General features: G+C 71.5%; 15 protein-coding genes and 1 riboswitch. Of the genes, 7 read left to right on the forward strand and 8 right to left on the reverse strand.

From position 1 onward, the window contains the following. Window positions 1-14: 14 nt before the first annotated feature. Window positions 15-782, reverse strand: a complete 768-nt coding sequence (locus FAF44_RS10735; protein ID WP_237102925.1) for a GntR family transcriptional regulator — start codon at window positions 780-782, stop codon at window positions 15-17. A gap of 104 nt (window positions 783-886) precedes the next feature. On the opposite strand from FAF44_RS10735, the gene FAF44_RS10740 reads away from it, so the two are divergent. Beyond that, entirely contained in the window at window positions 887-1,828 is a 942-nt protein-coding gene (locus FAF44_RS10740) for an adenosylhomocysteinase (protein ID WP_237102926.1), read from the forward strand. 26 nt (window positions 1,829-1,854) lie between these two features. Next, complete coding sequence (locus FAF44_RS10745; protein WP_237102927.1) at window positions 1,855-2,385, forward strand: NUDIX hydrolase; 531 nt, start codon at window positions 1,855-1,857, stop codon at window positions 2,383-2,385. On the opposite strand, the gene FAF44_RS10750 is transcribed toward FAF44_RS10745, so the two are convergent. Beyond that, window positions 2,357-4,363 carry a GxGYxYP domain-containing protein gene (locus tag FAF44_RS10750; protein WP_237102928.1) on the reverse strand — a complete coding sequence of 669 codons (2,007 nt, stop codon included), beginning with the start codon at window positions 4,361-4,363 and terminating at the stop codon, window positions 2,357-2,359. The two genes, FAF44_RS10745 and FAF44_RS10750, sit on opposite strands and share 29 nt — an antisense overlap. 123 nt (window positions 4,364-4,486) lie before the next feature. Further along, the gene (locus FAF44_RS10755) at window positions 4,487-7,408 is read right to left on the reverse strand and encodes an AAA family ATPase (protein WP_237102929.1); all 2,922 of its coding nucleotides are present in this window, start codon (window positions 7,406-7,408) and stop codon (window positions 4,487-4,489) included. 163 nt (window positions 7,409-7,571) lie between these two features. On the opposite strand from FAF44_RS10755, the gene FAF44_RS10760 reads away from it, so the two are divergent. After that, complete coding sequence (locus tag FAF44_RS10760) at window positions 7,572-11,321, forward strand: S8 family serine peptidase (RefSeq protein ID WP_237102930.1); 3,750 nt, start codon at window positions 7,572-7,574, stop codon at window positions 11,319-11,321. Window positions 11,322-11,442: 121 nt separating this feature from the next. On the opposite strand, the gene FAF44_RS10765 is transcribed toward FAF44_RS10760, so the two are convergent. Next, window positions 11,443-11,913: a hypothetical protein gene (locus tag FAF44_RS10765; protein WP_237102931.1), complete on the reverse strand. Its 471-nt coding sequence runs from the start codon at window positions 11,911-11,913 to the stop codon at window positions 11,443-11,445. 203 nt (window positions 11,914-12,116) lie between these two features. Here FAF44_RS10765 and FAF44_RS10770 point away from each other — a divergent pair, with 203 nt between their 5' ends. The 4 genes from FAF44_RS10770 (at window position 12,117) to FAF44_RS10785 (ending at window position 15,716) form a co-directional block, all read left to right on the forward strand. After that, window positions 12,117-12,566 carry a hypothetical protein gene (locus tag FAF44_RS10770; RefSeq protein WP_237102991.1) on the forward strand — a complete coding sequence of 150 codons (450 nt, stop codon included), beginning with the start codon at window positions 12,117-12,119 and terminating at the stop codon, window positions 12,564-12,566. After that, window positions 12,553-13,122: a DUF3995 domain-containing protein gene (locus tag FAF44_RS10775; protein WP_237102932.1), complete on the forward strand. Its 570-nt coding sequence runs from the start codon at window positions 12,553-12,555 to the stop codon at window positions 13,120-13,122. The genes FAF44_RS10770 and FAF44_RS10775 overlap by 14 nt, the downstream gene beginning before the upstream one ends. A gap of 131 nt (window positions 13,123-13,253) precedes the next feature. Beyond that, on the forward strand, window positions 13,254-13,595 hold the full coding sequence (locus FAF44_RS10780) for a hypothetical protein (protein WP_237102933.1): 342 nt from the start codon (window positions 13,254-13,256) through the stop codon (window positions 13,593-13,595). Window positions 13,596-13,598: 3 nt separating this feature from the next. Further along, entirely contained in the window at window positions 13,599-15,716 is a 2,118-nt protein-coding gene (locus FAF44_RS10785) for a carbon starvation CstA family protein (RefSeq protein ID WP_237102934.1), read from the forward strand. 15 nt (window positions 15,717-15,731) lie between these two features. On the opposite strand, the gene FAF44_RS10790 is transcribed toward FAF44_RS10785, so the two are convergent. The 4 genes from FAF44_RS10790 to FAF44_RS10805 all read right to left on the reverse strand — a co-directional run bounded on the left by FAF44_RS10790 (window position 15,732) and on the right by FAF44_RS10805 (window position 20,286). Beyond that, window positions 15,732-16,400, reverse strand: coding sequence for a TenA family protein (locus tag FAF44_RS10790; RefSeq protein ID WP_237102935.1), 669 nt, complete (start codon window positions 16,398-16,400; stop codon window positions 15,732-15,734). An 11-nt stretch (window positions 16,401-16,411) separates the two neighbouring features. Then, window positions 16,412-17,215, reverse strand: coding sequence for a bifunctional hydroxymethylpyrimidine kinase/phosphomethylpyrimidine kinase (gene thiD, locus FAF44_RS10795; RefSeq protein ID WP_237102936.1), 804 nt, complete (start codon window positions 17,213-17,215; stop codon window positions 16,412-16,414). Next, a riboswitch (TPP riboswitch) is annotated at window positions 17,209-17,304 on the reverse strand. (Overlaps the previous gene by 7 nt.) Window positions 17,305-17,464: 160 nt before the next feature. Continuing rightward, window positions 17,465-19,165 carry an AMP-binding protein gene (locus FAF44_RS10800; protein WP_237102937.1) on the reverse strand — a complete coding sequence of 567 codons (1,701 nt, stop codon included), beginning with the start codon at window positions 19,163-19,165 and terminating at the stop codon, window positions 17,465-17,467. After that, on the reverse strand, window positions 19,165-20,286 hold the full coding sequence (locus FAF44_RS10805; protein ID WP_237102938.1) for a cytochrome P450: 1,122 nt from the start codon (window positions 20,284-20,286) through the stop codon (window positions 19,165-19,167). Before FAF44_RS10805 ends, FAF44_RS10800 begins: the two co-directional genes overlap by 1 nt. Between the last annotated feature and the right edge of the window lie 24 nt (window positions 20,287-20,310).

A 20,310-nucleotide genomic window follows, 5' to 3' on the forward strand; every position in this document is an offset into this window, starting at 1 on the left:
GCCCACGCTGCCACTCATTTTCCGGCCACCCGAGTCGCGCGCGTGACCGGGTAGCGCACCTCGAACCGGCTCGCGTCGCGGCGAGTGACGTTCACCTCCACAACGCGCCCTTCGGCGATCCCGGCGGTGGCGATGGCCGTACGGGCGATGGCGAGCACCGGCACGCCCGGAGCAAGGCCGAGCAGACGGCCCTCGTCAGCGGTGGCGGGTCTGGAGCTGATCACGCCCTGCCAGGAGAGCGGGCCCCAGCCGAGTTCGCCCTCCATGCGGTCGTAGATACCACCGGGGCCGGTGTCGGGCTCGGCCAGCACGGTCCCCGCGGCCAGGTCGGTGGGGAGGTAAGAGGTCGCCAACTGGACGACCTGGCCGGTTTCGGGATTTCCCATCAGACGGTCGCGAATGATCACTGGGTCGCCGGTCCGGAGTCCCAGCAGGTGGACCACATCGGGCGGGCAGGGTCCTTCGCTCACGGTGGGCGGTTCCACCGGCCGCAGGCCCTGCACGGCACTGCTGAAGTAGTAGCCGAGTTCGTCGCGGTACGCGTGTGTGTCAAGAGCGAGAGGATGCCGTTCGGGCTGCTCCCGAACAGTTGTGCCGCCCTTGCGGACGGGCAGGACGAGCCCCTCGGTGGTGAGCTGCGCGATCGCGCGGCGAATCGTGGTCCGACTGCAGCCGAACCGCTGCTCCAACTGGCCTTCGGTCGGGATCTTGGTGCCGGGCGCATAGGCGCCTGCGGTGATGGCCTCGCGCAGGGCCTGAGCGACTTCATGCCAGCGCGCCATGACTCCTCCTTCGAATACGGGCCATTACATCACTATCTATTGATGGTTAGGTCGGCCAAGCGGACACTCCGAATTAGGTAACTACCTATTCCGAAGGAGGGATCGTGCTGGAGGACTTCGAGCGAGGACGTGTCACCGCGTTCTTCCGCCGGGTCGCTGACGCCATCCCCGTCATCGACCGGCCCTCAAGCCTGGCCATCACTCACCTGCTCGCCGAGCGACCGGCATTCCTGGAAGGAGTGGCTCGCCTCACCCACATCGCAGCCGTGCTGCCGAAACCACGCTCCATCAACGAGGCCGCGCTTCGCGCGGTTCGCACCAGCTTGCAGGTGGACACGCTCGACCGCGAACAGTTCGCCAACGCGGACTCCGCACTCGCCTACGTCGAGTCGCGAGCCGCAGGAAGGGACCTGATCCTGCTCGACGTCGGAGGCTACTTCGCTCCGGTCCTGGGCCACCTGCACGCCCACTTCACCGGTCGGATCATCGGAGTGGTGGAAGACACGGAGAACGGCCACCAACGTTACGCCGTACTCGACAAGCTGCCCTGTCCCGTCTTCAGCGTCGCCCGCTCGCCGTTGAAGGAGCCTGAAGATTATCTCGTCGGCCAAAGCGTCGTCTTCTCCACAGAGGCCCTCGTGCGTAGTCGGGACGACATCCTCAACGGCCGCCCGGCCTGCGTCATCGGGTACGGCAAGCTGGGCCGCAGCATCGCGGCCATGCTGCACGCGAAGCACGTCGGGGTCACCGTCTACGACGTTGATCCCGTGCGTCGCGTCCAAGCTCTCTCACAGGGGTACCGTGCCGCTGCCACGCTGATCGAAGCGCTCACCGGGGCCGGGATCGTCGTCTGCGCGACTGGAAACTTCGCCCTGCGGGAGGACGACTTCTCCCGTGTGGCCAACGGCGCCTATATCGCATCCGTGACCAGCAGCGACGATGAGCTCGAACTGTCGGCGCTCACCGGTCTGTACACGCGGACGCATATCGAGCCGCACGTCACCCACTACGCCCGCACCGGGCACTACTTCCATGAAGCCTCATGACAGTGACTTCCGAGGAGATCAGCGCCGTGCTGGCGCGCTACCTCGCCGCTCATCCCGACCGAGGCACGGACGTCGCCCGCTTGATCGCGGCGCTCGACTCGGGGCGGGATCTGACCTCACGTAAGACGTTTCCGCTGCACATCACCTGCAGCGCCGCCGTCGCCGCCGATGGCCGGGTCCTCGTGATCCACCATCGGACGCTGGATCGCTGGCTGCTCCCAGGTGGGCACGTCGAGCCGGAGGACCACAGCCTGTACGGCGCTGCCCTGCGGGAGCTGGAGGAGGAAACCGGTGTCGCCTGGCGGCGCGCCGTCTCGCCGCCGGCGTACGACGTCGTTCCGGTGGACGTGGACGTTCACGAAATTCCTGCCAACCTCGCGAAAGGCGAACCGGAGCATCTGCATGCCGACTTCCGGTTCGCCTTCCGGGTCGAGGACAGCGAGATATCCCTCCAGTCGGAGGAGGTGACCGCGTTCGACTGGCGCGCCCCGGCCGATCTGCCGACACCACGACTCGCGGGCGGCGCTTTCAGGTCGGGCGGCTGGTGGCCTGTGTGAGGAGGGTGAAGAAGGTGTCGCCGCGGACGAGCTCGAACGGGTCGCCGAGGAGTTCGGCCAGTTCGGCGATGTCGCTCGCCGACCAGTTCCAGGCGTTGACCGCGCCCGCGATGAACAGCGGGCTCGTGCCGTCCCAGCTCTCGATGTGCCTGAGCAGCGTGTCCCGGTACTCCTGGGCCTTGCCCTGCGGGGAGAAGTTGCCGATCACGGGCAGGCCGGCGGGGGCCGACCGAAGGTCGCCGGTCTCCCACGACTGGATGATGCCGCGCAGCGGCGTGTTCTTCCGGTACGAGGCGGCGATGCGCTCGTCGAAGGCCACCCAGCCGTCGCCGGCCGCGTTGCGGTGGTTGTAGGCGTAGACCAGGTCCATTCCGGTACGGCGCAGGAAGCGTCCGGTCAGTTCGGTGTAGGCGTCCACGTCGCTCGGCGGCCACGAGCCCGGGTAGGTGTAGCCCGCTCCGGACGGGCCCGCGACCAGCAGATCGTTGCCGGTGGCCGTGCGCTGGTAGTACGCCAGCAGCGCGGGGCCGATGTCGGCCAGCAGCGGGCTGACCGTCCAGTTGGTGGGCACCCGGCCGCGGGCGGGGTCGTCCCAGATCTGCCGCATCCGGCGCTGGCAGTACTGGACGTTGTCGCCCTCGCCGACCGTCAGCGTGAGGTAGACCCGGTCGCGCAGGGTGGCCGGCGGGCGGGGACGTACGCGGTCGGAGACGGTGGCCTGGACGCCCGCGTGCACGGTGGCGTTCATGTAGTAGTCGGCGGGCACCACCTCGACCGCGTGTTGCGAGGCCCGGTCCACGCCGCCCCACTCGCCGGCCACGTCGTTGGCGAACCAGCCCGCGTACGGGGTCGTCGGGCGTACCTTGGCCAGGATCTCGTCCAGCAGCGCGCCCGTCTCGCCGCTGGGCGGCAGCCAGAACACCATGGCGCGCATGGCCACCGTGTAGTCGCGGAAGTACGGGAAGGGCTCCACCCGGGTCGGCGCGGTGGTGGTGGCGGTGACCAGGAACTGGTTCCACAGGTCCACCTCGACGAGCAGTTGCCGGGTGCCGGCGGGGGCGGTGAAGCGGTAGACGAAGTAGTTGCCGCCGTCGGCGAAGCGGTTGGCGTCGCCGCCGACGGCGGAGTTGAGGCCGTCGAAGAGGAACGGGGTCTCGGCGTCCGTGCCGGGTGTGAACGAGGCGATCTGGACGCCGTCGGCCCGCACCACGACCGAGCCGACCGACGCGCCCCAGCCGTCGTCGCCGAGCGAGTCCTGGAAGCGCAGGTAGACGCCGTCCTGGCCGGACAGTTCCTGGCTGAGGTCGAAGGTGCGCACCTGCCGGTTGGAGGAGTCCCTGACGCGCTCGCTCTCCCTGGCCACCTCGCGCCACGCGACGCCGTCCACCTTCACGGTCCTGGTCGGCGGGAGGCCGCTGAGCAGGGCCTTGGTGCAGCGCGGGAACAGGGTGTCGAGCTGCCAGCGGTAGGTGGCCAGGACGTCGTCCGGGTCGAAGCGGCCACGCAGGTCGGTGATGGTGCCGAAGCCGTGCTCGGCGGCCTGTTCGGCGGTGGCGGCCACGGCGTTCTCCAGCCCGGCCAGGGTGGTCGCGACGTTCACCGAGTCGGGGACGTCCGGGTCGTGCAGGATCGCGCCCCGGGCCTCGCCCTTGTAGCGGGCGATCAGGTCGAGGGGGTCGTCGTGCTGGGTGACGGCGGCGCCGGTGCCGTCCAGCCAGCGGGTGTCGTAGCCCTCGGCGGTGTAGTTGAAGTACAGGCGCGGGCGGCGGCGGTTGACGACTCCCTGGAGGGTGGTCAGGAGGAGCTGGTCGTCGCCGTGCAGGGCGGTGAGGTCGGCGAAGTCGAGGCGGGACGGACGGCCGAAGCCGGGCAGGAGAGGGGTCGCGGCGGCGGCGGACGGGGCGGGCAGGGTGACCCCGAGCCCGCTGGTCGCGAGGACCACGCCGTTCGCCCGCAGGAAGGTACGTCGAGACACCATCGGCGTTCACTGCTCCTCGTGGGGGTCCTTCGTGGGAGGGGACCGGGGATGACAGCGTTGTCATGCGTTCTCTGGAGTGAACGTAACAATGTGCCGGAATGTTGTCCACGTACCCTGCGGGCTCTAGGCGGGTCCGTCGGGGGGACCGCCCGGCGCGCCGTCCAGGAGGAAGGTGCGCAGGTCTCTGCGCGAGGACAGGCCGAGCTTGCGCAGCGCGTTCGCGACGTGGCTCTCGACCGTGCGCCTGGACAGGAACAGCGCGTCGGCGATCTCCTGGTTCGTCCGTCCCGCCGCCGCCAGCAGGGCCACCTCGTGTTCCCTGGACGACAGCGTGCCTCCATGCGAGGGGCGTCCGCCGCGCCAGGGGTAGGGGATGGGCACGCCGTTCTGCCGCATGATCCGGCAGACGCGGGCGATGTCGCGATCGGCCCCCATCGCCCCGTACGCCCGCAGGGCCGCCTCCAGCAGCGCCCCGCCGTCGCCCGCGACGCCTTCGCGCTCGCAGCGCCACCGCCCCAGACGTTCCGCGGCCAGCGCCTCCTCGTAGCGCAGCCCCGCCGTCCGCAGCACGGCGAGCGCCTGCTCCAGCAGCCGATCGGCCTGCCCGGGAGCCCCGGCCCGCGCCAGCACGGCTTCGGCGCTCAGCAGCGCCGCACGGGCGAGCGGCGCGTCGGCCCCGTCGAGGCCGGTACGCAACTCGGCCACCAGACCCGCTGCCTCGTCCGCGCGGCCCACCGCGTCCAGGGCGTCCACCAGGCACGACACGCTCTCGGCGCCCCACACCCAGTTCCCCTTGGCCCGGACCAGCGCCAGCGCGGCCCGCGCCTGCCCGGCGGCGCCCGCCGCGTCGTCCAGGGATAGCAGCAGCCGTGACAACGTCGTCCTGGCCGGGACGAGCGGGAACACCGCCCCCACCCGCTCGGCGACCGCGATCACTTCACGCAGGCAGTCGGCGGCCCGTTCGGCGGGGCCCATGGCGGCGAGCAGCGCCCCGTGCAGCAGCCGCGACTCGGGGGAGGCCGCGGCGAACCTGGCGGAGGCGCCGCCCAGCCGTCCGACGCGGGCCGCCAGCCCGTCCCAGCGGCCGGCCGCGCGATCCACGGCCGCCGTCACCAGCGCGACGACCTCGGCCACCCGCAGGTAGTCGGCCTCGTCCGTCACCCGCCGGCCCTCGGCCAGCAGCGACTCGGCGCGGTCGAGCCGGCCGACGTGCAGCGCGCCCTGGGCCCAGTTGAGGCAGGCGCGGGCGTGCTCGCGGGGGGTCGCGCGCAGCCGTTCGTCGCCGAGCAGCGCGTCGATCAGCTGCCACGCGCCCGGATCGCCCTGCTCCAGCAGCAGCGATGCGCGGGCGATGCGGACCGCGATGCCGACGTCGGGGTCGCCGCCCCGGAAGGCGGCCCGCTCGGCCTGGTCGCAGCGGGCGGTGTGCTCGGCGATGGTCCGGTCGACGACGGTCTCGGGCGCGGCGAGCACGGCCAGCGCCCGGCCCAGCAGCGCGGGACGCTCGCCGAGGTCGTCGATGGCGTGCTCGATCTGCAGGTAGCCGGCCCGGACCGCGCCGTCCTGGCGCAGCAGGCGGCCGAGCGCGAAGCGCAGCTCACCGCGCAGTGCGGCGGGCAGCGGCTCGGTGGCCAGCAGGTGTTCGAGCACCGGGACGGCCTCGGCGTGCGCCAGCCCGTCCACCGCGGCCCGGCCGAGCTTGACGGCCAGCCGCACCCGTACGTCACGGGGCAGCTCGACGACCTCCAGCGCCTGGAGCAGGAACCGGGCGGCCGTGGCGTCGTTGCCGTGGGAGAGCGCCGTGTCGGCGGCGGCCTCGGCGTTGCCGACGAAGTCGGCGGTGCGGCCCGCGTGCCGGAAGTGGTGCGCGAGCCGGGCGACCGGCCGGGGGCCGCCGCCGGGTTCCAGGGCGCAGGTCTCCAGGGCTCGCGCGGTCCGCAGGTGCAGCCAGCGCCGTCCGGACGCGGCCACGGACTCGTACACGATCTGCCGGGCCAGCGCGTGCCGGAAGCGGGAGCGGCCGTCCTCCTCGTGCAGCAGCCCGACCGACTGGGCCCTGGCCAGCGCCTTGGCCACCTCCAGCGGGCTGCGGTCGCTGACCTCGGCCAGCACCCGGTCGTCCGGGGTCATGCCGATGACGGCCGCGGCGCCGAGGATCTCCTGCGCGGGGTCGTCGAGGGAGGACAGGCGTTGCAGCAGGACGTCCCGCAGCACGGTCGGGACGGCCAGGTCGGCCAGCACGTCGGGGCGGCCGGGCAGCTCGTGGGCGGGCAGCCGTTCCAGCAGCGTGCGCAGCACCTCTTCCACCACGAACGGGATGCCGCCGGTCTTCTCGTACAGGGGGGCGGTGAAGGTGGGCGGGAGGTCGGCCTTGAGTATGCCGCGGGCCAACTCCTCCACCTCCGCCGGGCCCAGGGGCGCCAGGCCGATCGTGCGCGCCGGGCCGGACGGCGCCCTGGCGAACGCCTCGCGGATCGGCAGCAGGCCCGCCTCGGTGCGTACGGTGAGGATCACCGCCACGTCGCGCGGCAGGTGCGCGGCCAGGAAGGCGAGGAAGTCGTGGGTGCCGCCGTCGGCCCAGTGCACGTCCTCCAGCACGAGGACGAGCGGGCTCAGGTGGTCGAGCAGCGCGACCGCGGCGCGGAAGACGCGGTGCCGCTCGGCCCGCTGGTCGGGCAGCGGCGGGAGTGGCGGGGGCAGGTGCTCGGCGATCTCGGGCAGCAGCGGCGCCAGCGCCCCGGTGACGGGGTTGGGCGGGCCGGACCGGGCCAGCTCGTCCCCGGCCAGGCGGAAGGCGTCCAGCAGCGGGGAGAGCGGCAGCGGCTCCTGGAGCTGCTCGCACTGGCCGACGAGCCGCCGCGTCCCGGCCAGGTCGGGTTCCGCGAACAGCTCTGCCACCAGGCGGCTCTTGCCGATGCCCGCCTCGCCCTCGACCAGGGCGAGCGACGGTGGCGACGCGATGACCGAGCGCAGCAGCGCCAGCTCGGAACGGCGGCCGACGAGCACGTCGGAGAGCGAGCCCGAGGGGGCCGGTCCCAGAGGCAAGAGGCCACCCCCAACCGGATATCAGCGCCCATAGGCTACCGGATCTCAAATTTCCATTTAATGACGCCATAAATCCGTATGCGGTACGGATGTCGTACCCACCCGCCCCTCAATAGCCTCGGCGATCATCCGCGTGACCCGCGGAACGCATGAAGGGGCGACGATGCATCTGTCCACATCCCCCAGACGGCTGGTGACGACAGCCGCGCTGACCGGGCTGACGATGGCCGGGCTCGCCTGGCCCACCGCGGCCACCGCGGCAGCCGGCGCGGAGGAGCAGAAGACCTACATCGTGCGACTGGCCGAGGAGCCCGTCGCGACGTACGAGGGTGACGTGGCCGGGCTGGCGAGGACCAAGCCCGCCGACGGCGAGAAGATCGACACGGGCTCGGCCGAGGTGACCGACTACGTCGGCCACCTGAAGGGCCGCAACGACGCCGCGCTGCGCAGGGCCGGCGGTCGCAAGCTCTACGAGTACGCGTACTCGTTCGGCGGTTTCGCCGCCCGGCTGACCTCCGCCGAGGTCGCCAAGATGCGGGCGTTACCCGAGGTCGTGTCCGTGACCGAGGACCGGAAGGTCTCGGTGGCGACATCCTCGACCCCGGCCTTCCTCGGCCTCGACGCCCGCGGCGGCCTGTGGGAGCGGCTCGGCGGCCCGACGGGCGGCCGGAAGGGCAAGGGCGCCGGGGACGGCCTGGTCATCGGCGTGATCGACAGCGGCATCTGGGCGGACAGCCAGAGCTTCGCCAACCCCGACCCGAGCGGCGCGAAGTACGGCCCGGCCGGCGGCTTCCACGGCGGCTGCGTGCGTACCAGCCCCGACGCGTCCTGGAACGCCGCGCTCTGCAACGGCAAGATCGTCGCGGCCCGGCACTACAACGCGGGCTGGGGCGGCGACGCGGGCGTCAAGGAGCAGCTCCCCTGGGAGTTCCAGTCGCCGCGCGACTACAACGGCCACGGCACCCACACCGCCTCCACGGCGGGCGGCAACCACGACGTGACCGTGACGGGCCCGGCGGCGGCGTTCGGCAAGGTCAGCGGCATCGCGCCGCGGGCCAGGATCGCCGCGTACAAGGCGTTGTGGTCCACCCAGGACGCCTCGACGGCCAACGGCTACTACTCCGACCTGGTCGCCGCCATCGACCAGGCGGTCGCCGACGGCGTGGACGTGATCAACTACTCGGTGTCCGGCACGAGCACGGACCTGCTGGACCCGGCCGAGGTGGCGTTCCTGGCCGCGGCGGAGGCAGGCGTGTTCGTGGCCGCGGCGGGCGGCAACAGCGGGCCCGCCGCCGCCACGGTGGCCCACCCCTCCCCATGGGTGACGACGGTCGCCGCCGGCACCCACAACTGGGCCACGACGGGCTCGGCGACGCTCGGGAACGGCGCCTCGTACGGCGGCGCCTCGCTGGCCGCCGCCAAGGCGGGGCCCGCGCCGCTCATCGACGCCGCGACGGCCGGGGTGGCCGGGGCGGACCCGGTGAAGGCGGCGCAGTGCTGGGCCGCCAGGGACAACGGCGGCACGGCGGTGCTCGACCCGGCCAAGATCCAGGGCAGGATCGTGCTCTGCGACCGCGGGATCACGCCGCGGGTCAACAAGAGCGTCGCGGTCGCCGAGGCGGGCGGCATCGGCCTGATCATGGCCAACACCGACGAGAACTCGCTCAACGCCGACCTGCACACCATCCCGACCGTGCACCTGGCGGTCAAGGACCGGCAGGCCGTCAAGGACTACGCCGCCACCGACGGGGCCACGGCCACGATCGAGCAGGCGAGCATCACCACCGACGCCCCGGCCCCGTACGTGGCCGAGTTCTCCTCGCGCGGGCCGCTCCAGGCGGGCGGCGGCGACCTGCTCAAGCCCGACCTGATCGCCCCCGGCCAGGACATCCTGGCCGCCTACGCGCCGCCGGGCGCGAACGGGCTCGACTTCAACTTCTCCAGCGGCACCTCCATGGCCGCCCCGCACGTGGCCGGGCTGGCCGCGCTGCTGAAGGACCTGAACCCGCGCTGGTCCCCGATGGCCATCAAGTCGGCCCTGATGACCAGCGGCTCCGACGTCAAGGACGGCCCCTCCACCGACCCGGCGGTGATCTTCGGCCAGGGTGCCGGGCACGTCACCCCGAACAGCGCCGCGGACCCCGGCCTCGTCTACGACAGCGGCATCAAGGACTGGACGGCCTTCCTGTGCGGCAGCACGAACGCCGTCGAGCCCAAGGTCTGCGCCGCCCTGGCCAAGAAGGGCCACTCCTTCGACGCCAGCGACCTGAACGTCCCGTCGATCGCGGTCGGCAGGCTGCCCGGCACCCAGAAGGTGACCCGCTCGGTGACGAACGTGGGCCGCTCGACCGCCACCTACGACGCCGCGGTCACCGGCCTCGACGGCGTCACCGCCGAGGTCTCGCCGAAGCGGCTGACGCTGCGGCCGGGGCAGACGAAGTCGTTCACGGTGACGTTCACGCGGAGCACGGCCCCGATGAACGCGTACGTGGGCGGGCAGCTCGTCTGGAAGAACCGCGAGCACAGCGTGCGCGTGCCCGTCATCGTGCGCCCGGTGCCCGAGACCTGGGCGGCCACGTACGGCGTCGCGGGCGGCAAGGACTCCGCCGAGTTCATCGTCAACGACCCCAAGGGCGAGCGGGTCTACGTGACCGGCGCCAGCTACGGCTCCGCGCCCGGCACGCTCAGCCCGAGCATCGCCACCGTGGCCCACGACGCCGTCACCGGCAAGGTGCTGTGGAGCAGGACCTACGTGGGCCCGGCGGGTGACTACGACGAGCCGGCCGCCCTGGAGGTGAGCCCCGACGGGAGCAAGCTGTTCGTGGCGGGCCTCAGCGCGGGCACCGACACCGGCAACGACGGGGTCACCCTCGCGTACGACGCGGCCACGGGCGAGCAACTGTGGGAGGCCCGCTACACCGCCGAGGGGGCGCGCTCCGACCACGCCAACGCGGCCAAGGTCGCGCCCGACGGCAGGACCCTCTACGTGACCGGCATGACCACGGTGGGCGGGAACGGCGAGGCCGACTACTTCGTCACCGCGTACGACACCGCCGACGGCAAGGAGAAGTGGCAGGCTCGCTTCGACGGCCCCGGCCACGGCACCGACGACCCCCGCGTGATCGAGCTGACCCCGGACGCGACGAAGGTCTTCGTCAGCGGCCAGAGCAGCGGCGAGAAGGGCACGGGCCTGGCCGACTGGGGCACGGTCGCCTACGACGCCGCCACCGGGCAGCAGCTCTGGACGGCCATGCGCAACGGCCCGGCCAACGGGATCGACATCTCCTCGGGCATGGCCGCCGACGAGCGGGCCGTCTACGTCACGGGGAGCGTCGTCACCCGCGACACGCAGAGCGACGTGCTGACGGTCGCCTACGACGTCACCACCGGAAAGGAGTTGTGGGCCGACCAGTACGACGGCCCCGGTCACCAGAGCGACACCCCGCACGACATGACGCTCGCGCAGGGCCGGATCTACGTCACCGGCAACACCACCGGTGAGGGCACCGGCTCCGACTACACCACGCTCGCCTACGACGCCGCCACCGGGCAGCGGTCCTGGGTGCAGCGCTTCGACGGGCAGGCGAAGAACGAGGACTACGCCTGGGCCGTCAGGGTGACGCCGGACGGCGGCAAGGTGGTCGTCGCCGGGCAGAGCGCGGACGACCAGGAGAAGGGCCCCGACTACGTGACCATCGCCTACGACGCCGCGACCGGCGACCCGATCTGGACCGGCCGCTACGACGGGACGGTGGGCGCCACCGACACCGCCCACGGCCTGGCCGTGGACGCCACCGGCGCCGACGGGGTCCGGATCTTCGTGACCGGCGCCAGCGCGACCGGCGGCACCCCGCCGTGGGCCCTGGACGTCGACTTCGCCACGGTCGCGTACTTCGAGCCGTGGCTGCGGTGAGCGCCTGAGAGCTGACCGATCGAGAAGCGCCCTCCGGGAGACCGGGGGGCGCTTTCCGGTTCTGGCGCGGATTCCGGTTCGGGGAAATGCCCGGAACACCACGGCACAGCCCACCGCACGGTCAACGTGACCCCTTGGCGGCGCGGGCCAGGTCGAGGGCGAGGTGCGAGCGGTGCAGGCGGCGGGTGGCCGCCAGGCGGGCCACGTCGGCGCGAGTGTCGTGCATGAGCTGCAGGTGGAAGTAGTTCACGTGCTCCAGCAGCGCGAACACCCACAGCGCGGCCCCCGGCCAGACCCGCGTGCCGGAACCGCCCATGAGCAGTCCGGCGCCCACCACGACGGCCCCCGCCGCCAGCAGGCCCACGTTGATCCAGGAGATCACGCGGTACACCGCCATCCCCGCCGGAACCGGTGACCGGGAAGAGAGCTGGGCGAACTTCAACCACCAGTACCCGCCGCCCTCGACCAGCACGATCAGCACCAACCCGAGCCCTGCCGCATTGGCCGGGGTCAGAGGCATGCCCAGCACACCCGTCAGCACCCCGGCGATCAGCGGAACGTTGACGAACTCCAGCACAGCCAGGGACTTCACTCGACGAAGCATGGACGCACGCGGGGAGAGCACAAAGGCCATCATTCCCGACCGCTGCCGAGAGCGGGTGGCGAGGACCACGGTGGACCTCGACCGCGACATCGCGTGAGCGGAGCCGAACCGCAGGGGATCCCGCCCGGGAGGGAGCGACCTCCCCCGTAGGAGGGAGTGACGCTCGGAGCGCCGCGGCTACGGTCGTGACCATGGTTGATCTCGCTCGTCCACGGCGCTGGCCGGCGTATGCGCTCGCGGTGCTGCTCCTCGGTTACCCCGCGGGCAAGGCGGCCTTCGCGCTTCAGTCCCGGCTCGGGTTCCCGGGCGGTCCACCCGTGTCGGACGCGGAGACCGGCGGCTACTTCATGGCGGCGGACACCGCACAGTGGCTCGCGAGCGCGTCCGGCGTGGTGGGCGCGTGCCTCGCCGTCATCACGGTCACGGCCCCGGGGCGCAGGGCGCCGAAGGCGTTGATGGTGCTGGTACTGGGCGGGATGTTGCCGGCCGTCGGGGGCGGCGCGGGGATCATGATCGTGGACGGCTTCGCCGGCATCGGTGTGGGCTGGCAGTGGTATCACGGCGTGGTCGGAATCGTGGTGATCGGGCTGTTCCTCGAGATGGTCCGGTCCTATGCGGTGGTCAGACATGCCACGAGCTGATCGAGCGTGGGTGGGCGCCTACGGCGCGGCGGTGTGCGCGTCGGCGTACGGATCGATGAAACTCGCCCAGGCGCTGGGTGCCGATGCCCTGGCGGACAAGGACCCGCTGCCCCCTGACCTGCGCGAACGGCTGCTCGCGCGTGATCCGCTGTTCGTGACGAGCCACTGGGTGCTCGCCGTCGCCGCGATGGTCGGTGTCGTCGTCGCGCTGGCCACGGTGCGGCCCTGGGGTGCGGCCGTGCCGCGCCGGCTGCTGCTGACGATCACCTGGACGCTGGGGATCTTCATGATCGCCCGGTCGATCGGGTTGCTGGGCTTCGGCTTCGTCGGCGACACGCTGCTGCTGACCGGAGTCCGTCCGCCACCGTCCGGGCACGTGGCGCTGGCCCACGAGCTGGCGTACTGGGATCTGCTGCTGTGGTCGCCGTTCTTCCTGCTCTGGGGCGTGTGCTGGATCACGGCGGCCCGGTGGCTGGGCGGGCACCGGTTCACCCGCCACCGTGGGCGCGGCCGAGCACGTGAAGACGGACGGACAGGTCGGGCCGGTCGGCCGTGACCCGATCACGCATCACGTCGAGCCGCGCCGGACCCGCTTTCCGCCGCCGTGCCGCCGGGCGGAGTTTCAACCCCGACGGCGGCGGGAAAGCCGACGGTAATTTCTGAGCTGCCTGTTTTCAGGAGCCACAGATGTCCCGCATCACGCTCACCCCCGCGGCCCGGCAGGCACTGCGAAGCGAAGAAGTGCTCTTCTTCGACTGGCACCGGACCGGCCTGTGTTGCGGGGATGCCGGAGAGTTCTCGCTCAGGGCGTTGCGCCGCTCGAAACTGCCCCGCCGAACCCGCCCGCTGGGTCCCGCCGGCCTCGTGCACGCCCATCCGACCGCCTGGTCGCACCTCGCCGACCTGCCCGTCACGATCGACTGCCGCCCGCTGTGGCGCTGGCGGCGCTTCGTCTCCGATCTGCCGCCGGACGCCGGTCTGCGCTGCTGCCTGGGGCGCCCTATATATGACCCGCTATATAGGAGGTAACCGGTGAAGCTGCGTTCCATCATCATCTGGACGGCGGTGGCCGTCGTCGGGGCCGTCGGGTGGGCGGTGCTCGCCCTGTCCAGGGGCGAGAACGTCAACGCGGTGTGGCTGCTGTGCGCGGCGCTCGGCTCGTACGCCATCGCCTATCGGTTCTACGCCCGCTTCATCGTGCGCAAGGTGCTGCGCGCCGACGACCGCAGGGCGACCCCGGCCGAGCGGCTCGACAACGGCATCGACTACCAGCCGACCGACCGCCGCATCCTGTTCGGCCACCACTTCGCCGCCATCGCCGGGGCCGGGCCGCTGGTCGGGCCCGTGCTGGCGGCCCAGATGGGCTACCTGCCCGGCACCATCTGGATCGTCGCGGGGGTGATCTTCGCCGGGGCCGTCCAGGACATGGTGATCCTGTTCTTCTCCATGCGGCGCAACGGCAGGAGCCTCGGGCAGATGGCCCGCGAGGAGATCGGCCCGGTGGGCGGGGCCGCCGCGCTGGTCGCGGTCTTCGCCATCATGATCATCCTGCTGGCCGTGCTGGCGCTCGTCGTGGTCAACGCCCTCGCGCAGTCGCCGTGGGGGGTCTTCTCCATCGCCATGACCATCCCGATCGCCCTGTTCATGGGGTTCTACCTGCGGGTGATCCGGCCGGGCAAGGTCGTCGAGACCACGGTCATCGGGGTCGCGCTGCTGATCCTGGCGATCATGGCGGGCGGCTGGGTGCAGGGGTCGAGCTGGGCGCCGTTCTTCACGCTGAGCCCATCGGCGCTGGCGTTGTGGCTGATCGCGTACGGGTTCGTCGCGGCCGTGCTGCCCGTGTGGATGCTGCTCGCGCCGCGCGACTACCTGAGCACCTTCATGAAGATCGGCACGATCGTGCTGATCGCGGTCGGCATCGCCGTCACCATGCCGCCGCTGCGGACCACCGCCTTCACCGACTTCGCCTTCAACGGCAAGGGGCCGGTCTTCGCCGGGTCGCTGTTCCCGTTCGTGTTCATCATCATCGCCTGCGGCGCGCTGTCGGGGTTCCACTCGCTGATCTCGTCCGGCACGACGCCCAAGATGATCCAGAAGGAGACCCAGGTCCGCATGATCGGGTACGGCTCCATGCTGATGGAGTCGTTCGTGGCCATCATGGCGATCACGGCCGCCAGCGTGCTGAGCCCCGGGCTCTACTTCGCGATGAACTCCCCGGCGGGCGTCGTCGGAGCCACCGTGCAGACCGCGTCGGAGGCGGTCACGAACATGGGCTTCGTCATCACGCCCGAGCAACTGCAGGCCGCCGCCGCGGCCGTGCAGGAGGAGACGCTGATCGCCCGTACGGGCGGCGCGCCCACGCTGGCCGTGGGCATCTCGCAGATCTTCTCCGGCTTCCTCGGGGGCGGGGCGCTCCAGGCGTTCTGGTACCACTTCGCGATCATGTTCGAGGCGCTGTTCATCCTCACCACCGTCGACGCGGGCACCCGAGTCGGACGGTTCATGCTCCAGGACACGCTGGGCAACCTGTGGAAGCCGATCTCCCGGGTGAGCTGGTGGCCGGGGCTGATCGCGAGCAGCGCCGTGGTCGTGGCCGCCTGGGGGTACTTCCTCTACCAGGGCGTCAACGACCCGCTCGGCGGCATCAACCAGCTCTTCCCGCTGTTCGGCATCGCCAACCAGCTCCTCGCGGCCGTCGCGCTGACCGTGGCCACCACCCTGCTGATCAAGAGCGGCCGGCTCAAGTGGGCCTGGGTGACCGGCGTGCCGCTGGCCTGGGACGTGGCGGTCACGCTGACCGCCAGCTACCAGAAGGTGTTCTCGTCCGACCCCACGCTCGGCTTCTTCGCCCAGCGCGACCGCTACCAGGCCGCGCTCGACCAGGGCCAACTGCTCGCCCCGGCCAAGAGCACCGGCGCGATGCGGCAGATCGTGCTCAACTCCACCGTGGACGGCGTCCTCGCGGCGCTGTTCGCGATCCTGATCATCGTGGTGATCGTCGACGCCGCCCGCGTGTGGCTCAAGGCGATCCGGGCGCGTGAGCCGCTGGCGACCACCGAGGCGCCGTTCGAGGAGTCGAAGATCTACGCGCCGGCCGGGCTCATCGCCACCCGCGAGGAGAAGGAGGCGATCGCCAAGGCCGGCGGCTGACCCGAGCCGGGCTCGTCAGGGCGCGAGCCAGCCCTCCGTGGGCCAGCTCTCGCGCCGCCACGCGCTGTCCCAGAACATCCACTCGTACGCCGCCGCCCGGCAGTACGCCCGCGCCATCGCCGCGCGGGTGTCCGGGCCGGCGGCGCCGGCGAGCCGGTCGGCGATGCCCTTGGCCCGCTCGACGGAGGCGGCGAAGCCGGGGTCGGAGTAGGTGGAGATCCACCTGCCGTACGGGTGGCCCTCGGTGCCGCCGGCCCGCTTCAGCAGCGCCGTGCCGACGTCCTGGTAGATCCAGAAGCACGGCAGCACCGCCGCCGCGATCACCGGGTAGGGCGCGGTCAGAGCCGTGGCCTGGAGGTACGACGCGTACGCCAGGCACGTCGGCGACGTCGCCAGGTCCCCGGCCCCCAGCTCCTCGACGTACCCGGCGTGCAGCATGCGCTCGGCGGCCAGCGCGGTGTGCGCGCTCTGCGCCCAGAACGCCGCGTCCGCCGGGTCGGAGGCCCGCGCCGAGGCCGTGGCCAGCGCCCTGGAGAACGCCTCCAGGTAGCGGGCGTCCTGCACGATGTAGAACCCGAACCGGCCGGGGTCGAGGCTCCCGTCGCCGAGGGCCTGGATGAACGGGTGCTCGTGGATGGCGCGCATCAGCTCGGCCGTGCGCTGCCAGACGTCGTCGCTGAACATGGCGGAGCCCTTCACCAGATGGCGTGGAAGTGGTGGACGGGGCCGTGCCCGTGGCCGACGTGCAGGCTGTCGGCCGCGCGCAGCGCCCCGGTCAGGTACTCCTTGGCCGCGCGCACCGCGCCCGCCCAGTCGTCGTGGCGGGGACGCAGCGCGGCGATGGCCGACGACAGCGTGCAGCCCGTGCCGTGCGTGTTGCGGGTGCGCACGCGGGGGGCGGCCAGCTCGATCGTGCCCTCGGGCGTCGCCAGCACGTCCACGCAGGTGTCGCCGTCGAGGTGGCCGCCCTTGAGCAGCACCTGCCGCGCGCCCAGCGCCCGCAGCCGCCCGGCCTGGTCGTGCATCTCGGCCAGGCTCGCGGCGGGCTTCTCGTCGAGCAGGTCGGCCGCCTCGGGCAGGTTGGGGGTGATCAGATCGACCCGGGGCAGCAGCGTCGCGCGCAGCTCGGCCACCGCGTCGGACGGGAGCAGCCGGTCACCGCTCTTGGCCACCATGACAGGGTCGAGCACGACGTACGCCGGCCGGTACGCGTCCAGTGCCGCCGCCACCGCCCTGATCAGCGCCGCGTTGCCCAGCATGCCGATCTTCACGGCGTCGGCCGGCACGTCGGCCAGCAGCGTGTCGAGCTGCTCGGCCACGAACGCGGCGGGCACCTCGTGGATGCCGGTCACGCCCGTCGTGGTCTGCGCCACCAGCGCGGTCACGACGGTCATGCCGTACGCGCCGAGCGCGGAGAAGGTCTTCAGGTCCGCCTGGATCCCGGCGCCGCCGCTGGGATCGGTGCCCGCGATGGACAGGACCTTGGGGACAGCGTTCACGGCTGTGACGTCCCTTCGCTAGTCCGAACTAGATCAGGTTCGACGGGTGTGATCTCAGCCCGGCCTTCCGGGCACCCCGCGTCAACGGCCCACTGTAACAGGGGCGGTCTCAGACGCGGAGCTCGGGTGGGAAGCCGGGCCGGCGCAGCTCGGCGACGTCATCATGGTGCGGTCAGGCGAGGGCTTGGCGGGAAGGTGTCTCACACGGCGACGTCGCCGACCGGGTCGATGCCTGGATCACCGTACTCTTCAGGTGCGTTCTCCATGATCAGGAGTTGCACCGGAAGCCGTGCGGTCCCGGGTCGGGCTGGTGAGGATGGTGTTCTGTTCGCTGATCCGTCGCTGGGTCAGGGCTCGTTGCCATTTCCCGCTGGTGGTGCGGGGCAGCCAGCCCGGCCGCGCCGGGTGGACGTACACGGCCGTCAGCGCCAGGTGATCGGCTATCGTCTGGCGGATCTCGGTGCAGACGACGGTCGGGTCGTGGCGAGGGGCGATTTCGGCGACGACCACGACGTGCTCGTTCTCGGCGTAGGCGACGCACCGGCCGCGATGCACGCCGGTCTGCCGGGCGGCGAGGACTTCGACGTCTTCGGGAAAGTAGTTCTGCCCTCGAACGATGATCATTTCTTTGCTGCGGCCGGCGATGAACAGGTCGCCATCGAGTTGGAATCCGAGGTCCCCGGTGTGCAGCCATGGGCCTTCGAAAAGCGCGGCGGTGGCGGCTGGGTCGGCGTAGTAGCCGGAGGTCACGGAAGGACCGCTGATCTGGATCTCGCCGACCTGTCCCGGCGCGCAGTCGGATCCGTTCGCATCGACGAGTCTCAATCGCAGGTCCTGGACCGGGCGGCCGACGCTCACCAGTGGTTTGGCGGCTGGATCGTGGGGGGCCGCCAGCACGCACCGGCCGTGGTCGGACAGTTGCGTCCGGTCCACGTGGATGATGCGCGGGACGGTTCCAGGCTCGGGAAACGTGATGGGCAGGGTGGCTTCGGCCATCCCGTACACCGGGTACATCACCGACTCCGGCACCCTCGCTGAGGCGAAGCATCGGGTGAAGGCATCCACGGTGGACGCCTTCACCGTTTCGGCGCCGTTGAACGCCAGTCTCCAGCGGGAGAGGTCGAGGCCGGACACGAGTTCGGGGGTGGCGGCGGCCACCAGCCTGTCGTAGGAGAAGTTCGGCCCCATGAGCAGGGTCCCGCCGTGGTCGGACAGGAGTTGCAGGACGCGGGCCGGCCGCCGGATGAAGGCCAGCGGGGACAGAACCTGGCCGCTGCCACCGGCCATGAGCACCGCCAGCAGGCCGAACAGGCCCATGTCGTGGTAGTGCGGCAGCCAGGTCACCATGGTGTCCTGGCGGGTCAGGCGCGCCGAGGCGACGATCGCCCGGAGCGCGGCCAGCACGGCCGAGTGCGGCAGCATCACCCCTTTGGGATGGCCGGTGCTGCCCGAGGTGTACTGCAGGACAGCCAGGTCACCCTCGGCGACCTCGGGAAGCCGGCCGGGTGGGGCGGTCAGGTTCGCGTCCAGCACGACAAGGCCGGGGCACGTCCGCTGGAGGATGTGCGCGATGTCGGAGTGCTCCTCGTGCACGACGAGGTGACGCATCCGAGCGGAGCTGACGACGAGCGCCAGCCTCTCGGCAGAGCGCTCGGGTGTCCCGGCCGCCGCGCTCAGCATGCTCGCCGCGGCGCCGGCGCGCACCACGCCGAGCAGCCCGAGCAACACCTGGGGGCCGGTGGGCAGCAGCAGTCCGACCACCTCGCCCGGTTTCACTCCGGCGGCCACCAGCCCGGCCGCGAATCGCTCGGATCCGTGGTCCAGGTCGGCGGCCGTGAGCTGCTCTCCGGTACCGGGGAAGGACACCGTCACACCGGGATCAAGCATGGACGCCGCTTCGGCCAGGGTGGCACAGTCGAGAGCTCGGCCGCTGCCGAGTCCGCCACTCATCACCTGACCTCCTGCAACCGCACGAGGAGCGGCTCGGAGGGGGTGACGCTGGTGCCGTTGGGCGAGGCGTCGCCGATGTGCGGGCCTGGTGGAGCGTGGAGGTGGAAGCGGTGCAGTACGGCAGCGGTGATCAGCTTGGTCTCCATTGTTCCCACGTGGATACCTGCGCAGAGCCGTCGGCCCGCGCTGAACGGAGTCATCGCGAAGCGGCCGCGCCTGGTGTCGGTCGAGGCGAACCGCCGGGGTCGGAATTCGTCTGGATCGGCGAAGGCCGCCGGATCGCGCTGTGTGTCGGCGATGGAGTAGAACACTTCGGTGCCGGCAGGTAGCAGGGTGTCTCCGAAGACCAGGTCGGTCTCCGCTCGGCGCGGCAACCAGAACAGCGGCGGGTGCAGCCGCGCGGTTTCGGCGAAGGCAGCCTCCAGGAGCCGTGAGTCGCCTGGATCCGAGGCGGCCAGGTCCTCGCGAACGGCGCTCTGCTCTGCCGGGTGGCGAGCGAGCAGCCACAACAGTCGAGCCGAAAGATACGCCGTTGTCTCGAATCCGGCGAGAAGCAGGATCGCGATATGGCCGGCGATCTCTTCATCCGTGGGAGGGGCGGGCAATGCGCGCAGGCGCGCCACCAACCCCGCCACCCCGTAGCTGCGCTCGTCGTCCACGGCGGTTGCCCGGTCGAGCGCGGTCAGCAGCAGCGCGCGAACCCGGCGGCGGCTCCGGGCGAAGTCACGGATCAACCGGGCTCCGCCGGGTGTGCCGAGTTCGAGATCGGGTGCCTGCAGCGTGGTGAACAGATCGAGGAGTTCCGCCGCCTCTGAGGCCGACAGCCCCGCGAAGACGGCCGCCGCGACCTCGAACGTCACCCTCTTGGTGAAAGCGTGCAGGTCAACGGCCTCATCGACGGGCAGTGCCGGGACGGCGCGGTCGAGGATCTCGCCGGCCACCGAGGCGTACTCGGCTGTCGCCTTCCGGCTCAGGACCGCCATCAACGCTCTGCGGGCTGCCCTGTGCGGTTCGCCGTCGAGGTTCAGCAGTCCTCTGCCGAACCGGTCGCCGAAGATCAGGTCCCAGCCGCGGGCGTGCGACAGGTCCGAGTCGGCCGCGTTGAAGAAGTGCTCGGCCATGGCCGGGCCACGTAGGTAGATCCG

The sequence above is a fragment of the Nonomuraea sp. MG754425 genome, from assembly GCF_021699195.1.
GTDB lineage: Bacteria > Actinomycetota > Actinomycetes > Streptosporangiales > Streptosporangiaceae > Nonomuraea.

Coding starts and splice junctions, on each gene's coding strand:
- FAF44_RS10750 (WP_237102928.1), bottom strand. CDS start 4,363: ATGGTGTCTCGACGTACCTTCCTGCGGGCGAACGGCGTGGTCCTCGCG.
- FAF44_RS10735 (WP_237102925.1), bottom strand. CDS start 782: ATGGCGCGCTGGCATGAAGTCGCTCAGGCCCTGCGCGAGGCCATCACC.
- FAF44_RS10800 (WP_237102937.1), bottom strand. CDS start 19,165: ATGAGTGGCGGACTCGGCAGCGGCCGAGCTCTCGACTGTGCCACCCTG.
- FAF44_RS10805 (WP_237102938.1), bottom strand. CDS start 20,286: ATGGCCGAGCACTTCTTCAACGCGGCCGACTCGGACCTGTCGCACGCC.
- FAF44_RS10760 (WP_237102930.1), top strand. CDS start 7,572: ATGCATCTGTCCACATCCCCCAGACGGCTGGTGACGACAGCCGCGCTG.
- FAF44_RS10780 (WP_237102933.1), top strand. CDS start 13,254: ATGTCCCGCATCACGCTCACCCCCGCGGCCCGGCAGGCACTGCGAAGC.
- FAF44_RS10770 (WP_237102991.1), top strand. CDS start 12,117: ATGGTTGATCTCGCTCGTCCACGGCGCTGGCCGGCGTATGCGCTCGCG.
- FAF44_RS10775 (WP_237102932.1), top strand. CDS start 12,553: ATGCCACGAGCTGATCGAGCGTGGGTGGGCGCCTACGGCGCGGCGGTG.
- FAF44_RS10790 (WP_237102935.1), bottom strand. CDS start 16,400: ATGTTCAGCGACGACGTCTGGCAGCGCACGGCCGAGCTGATGCGCGCC.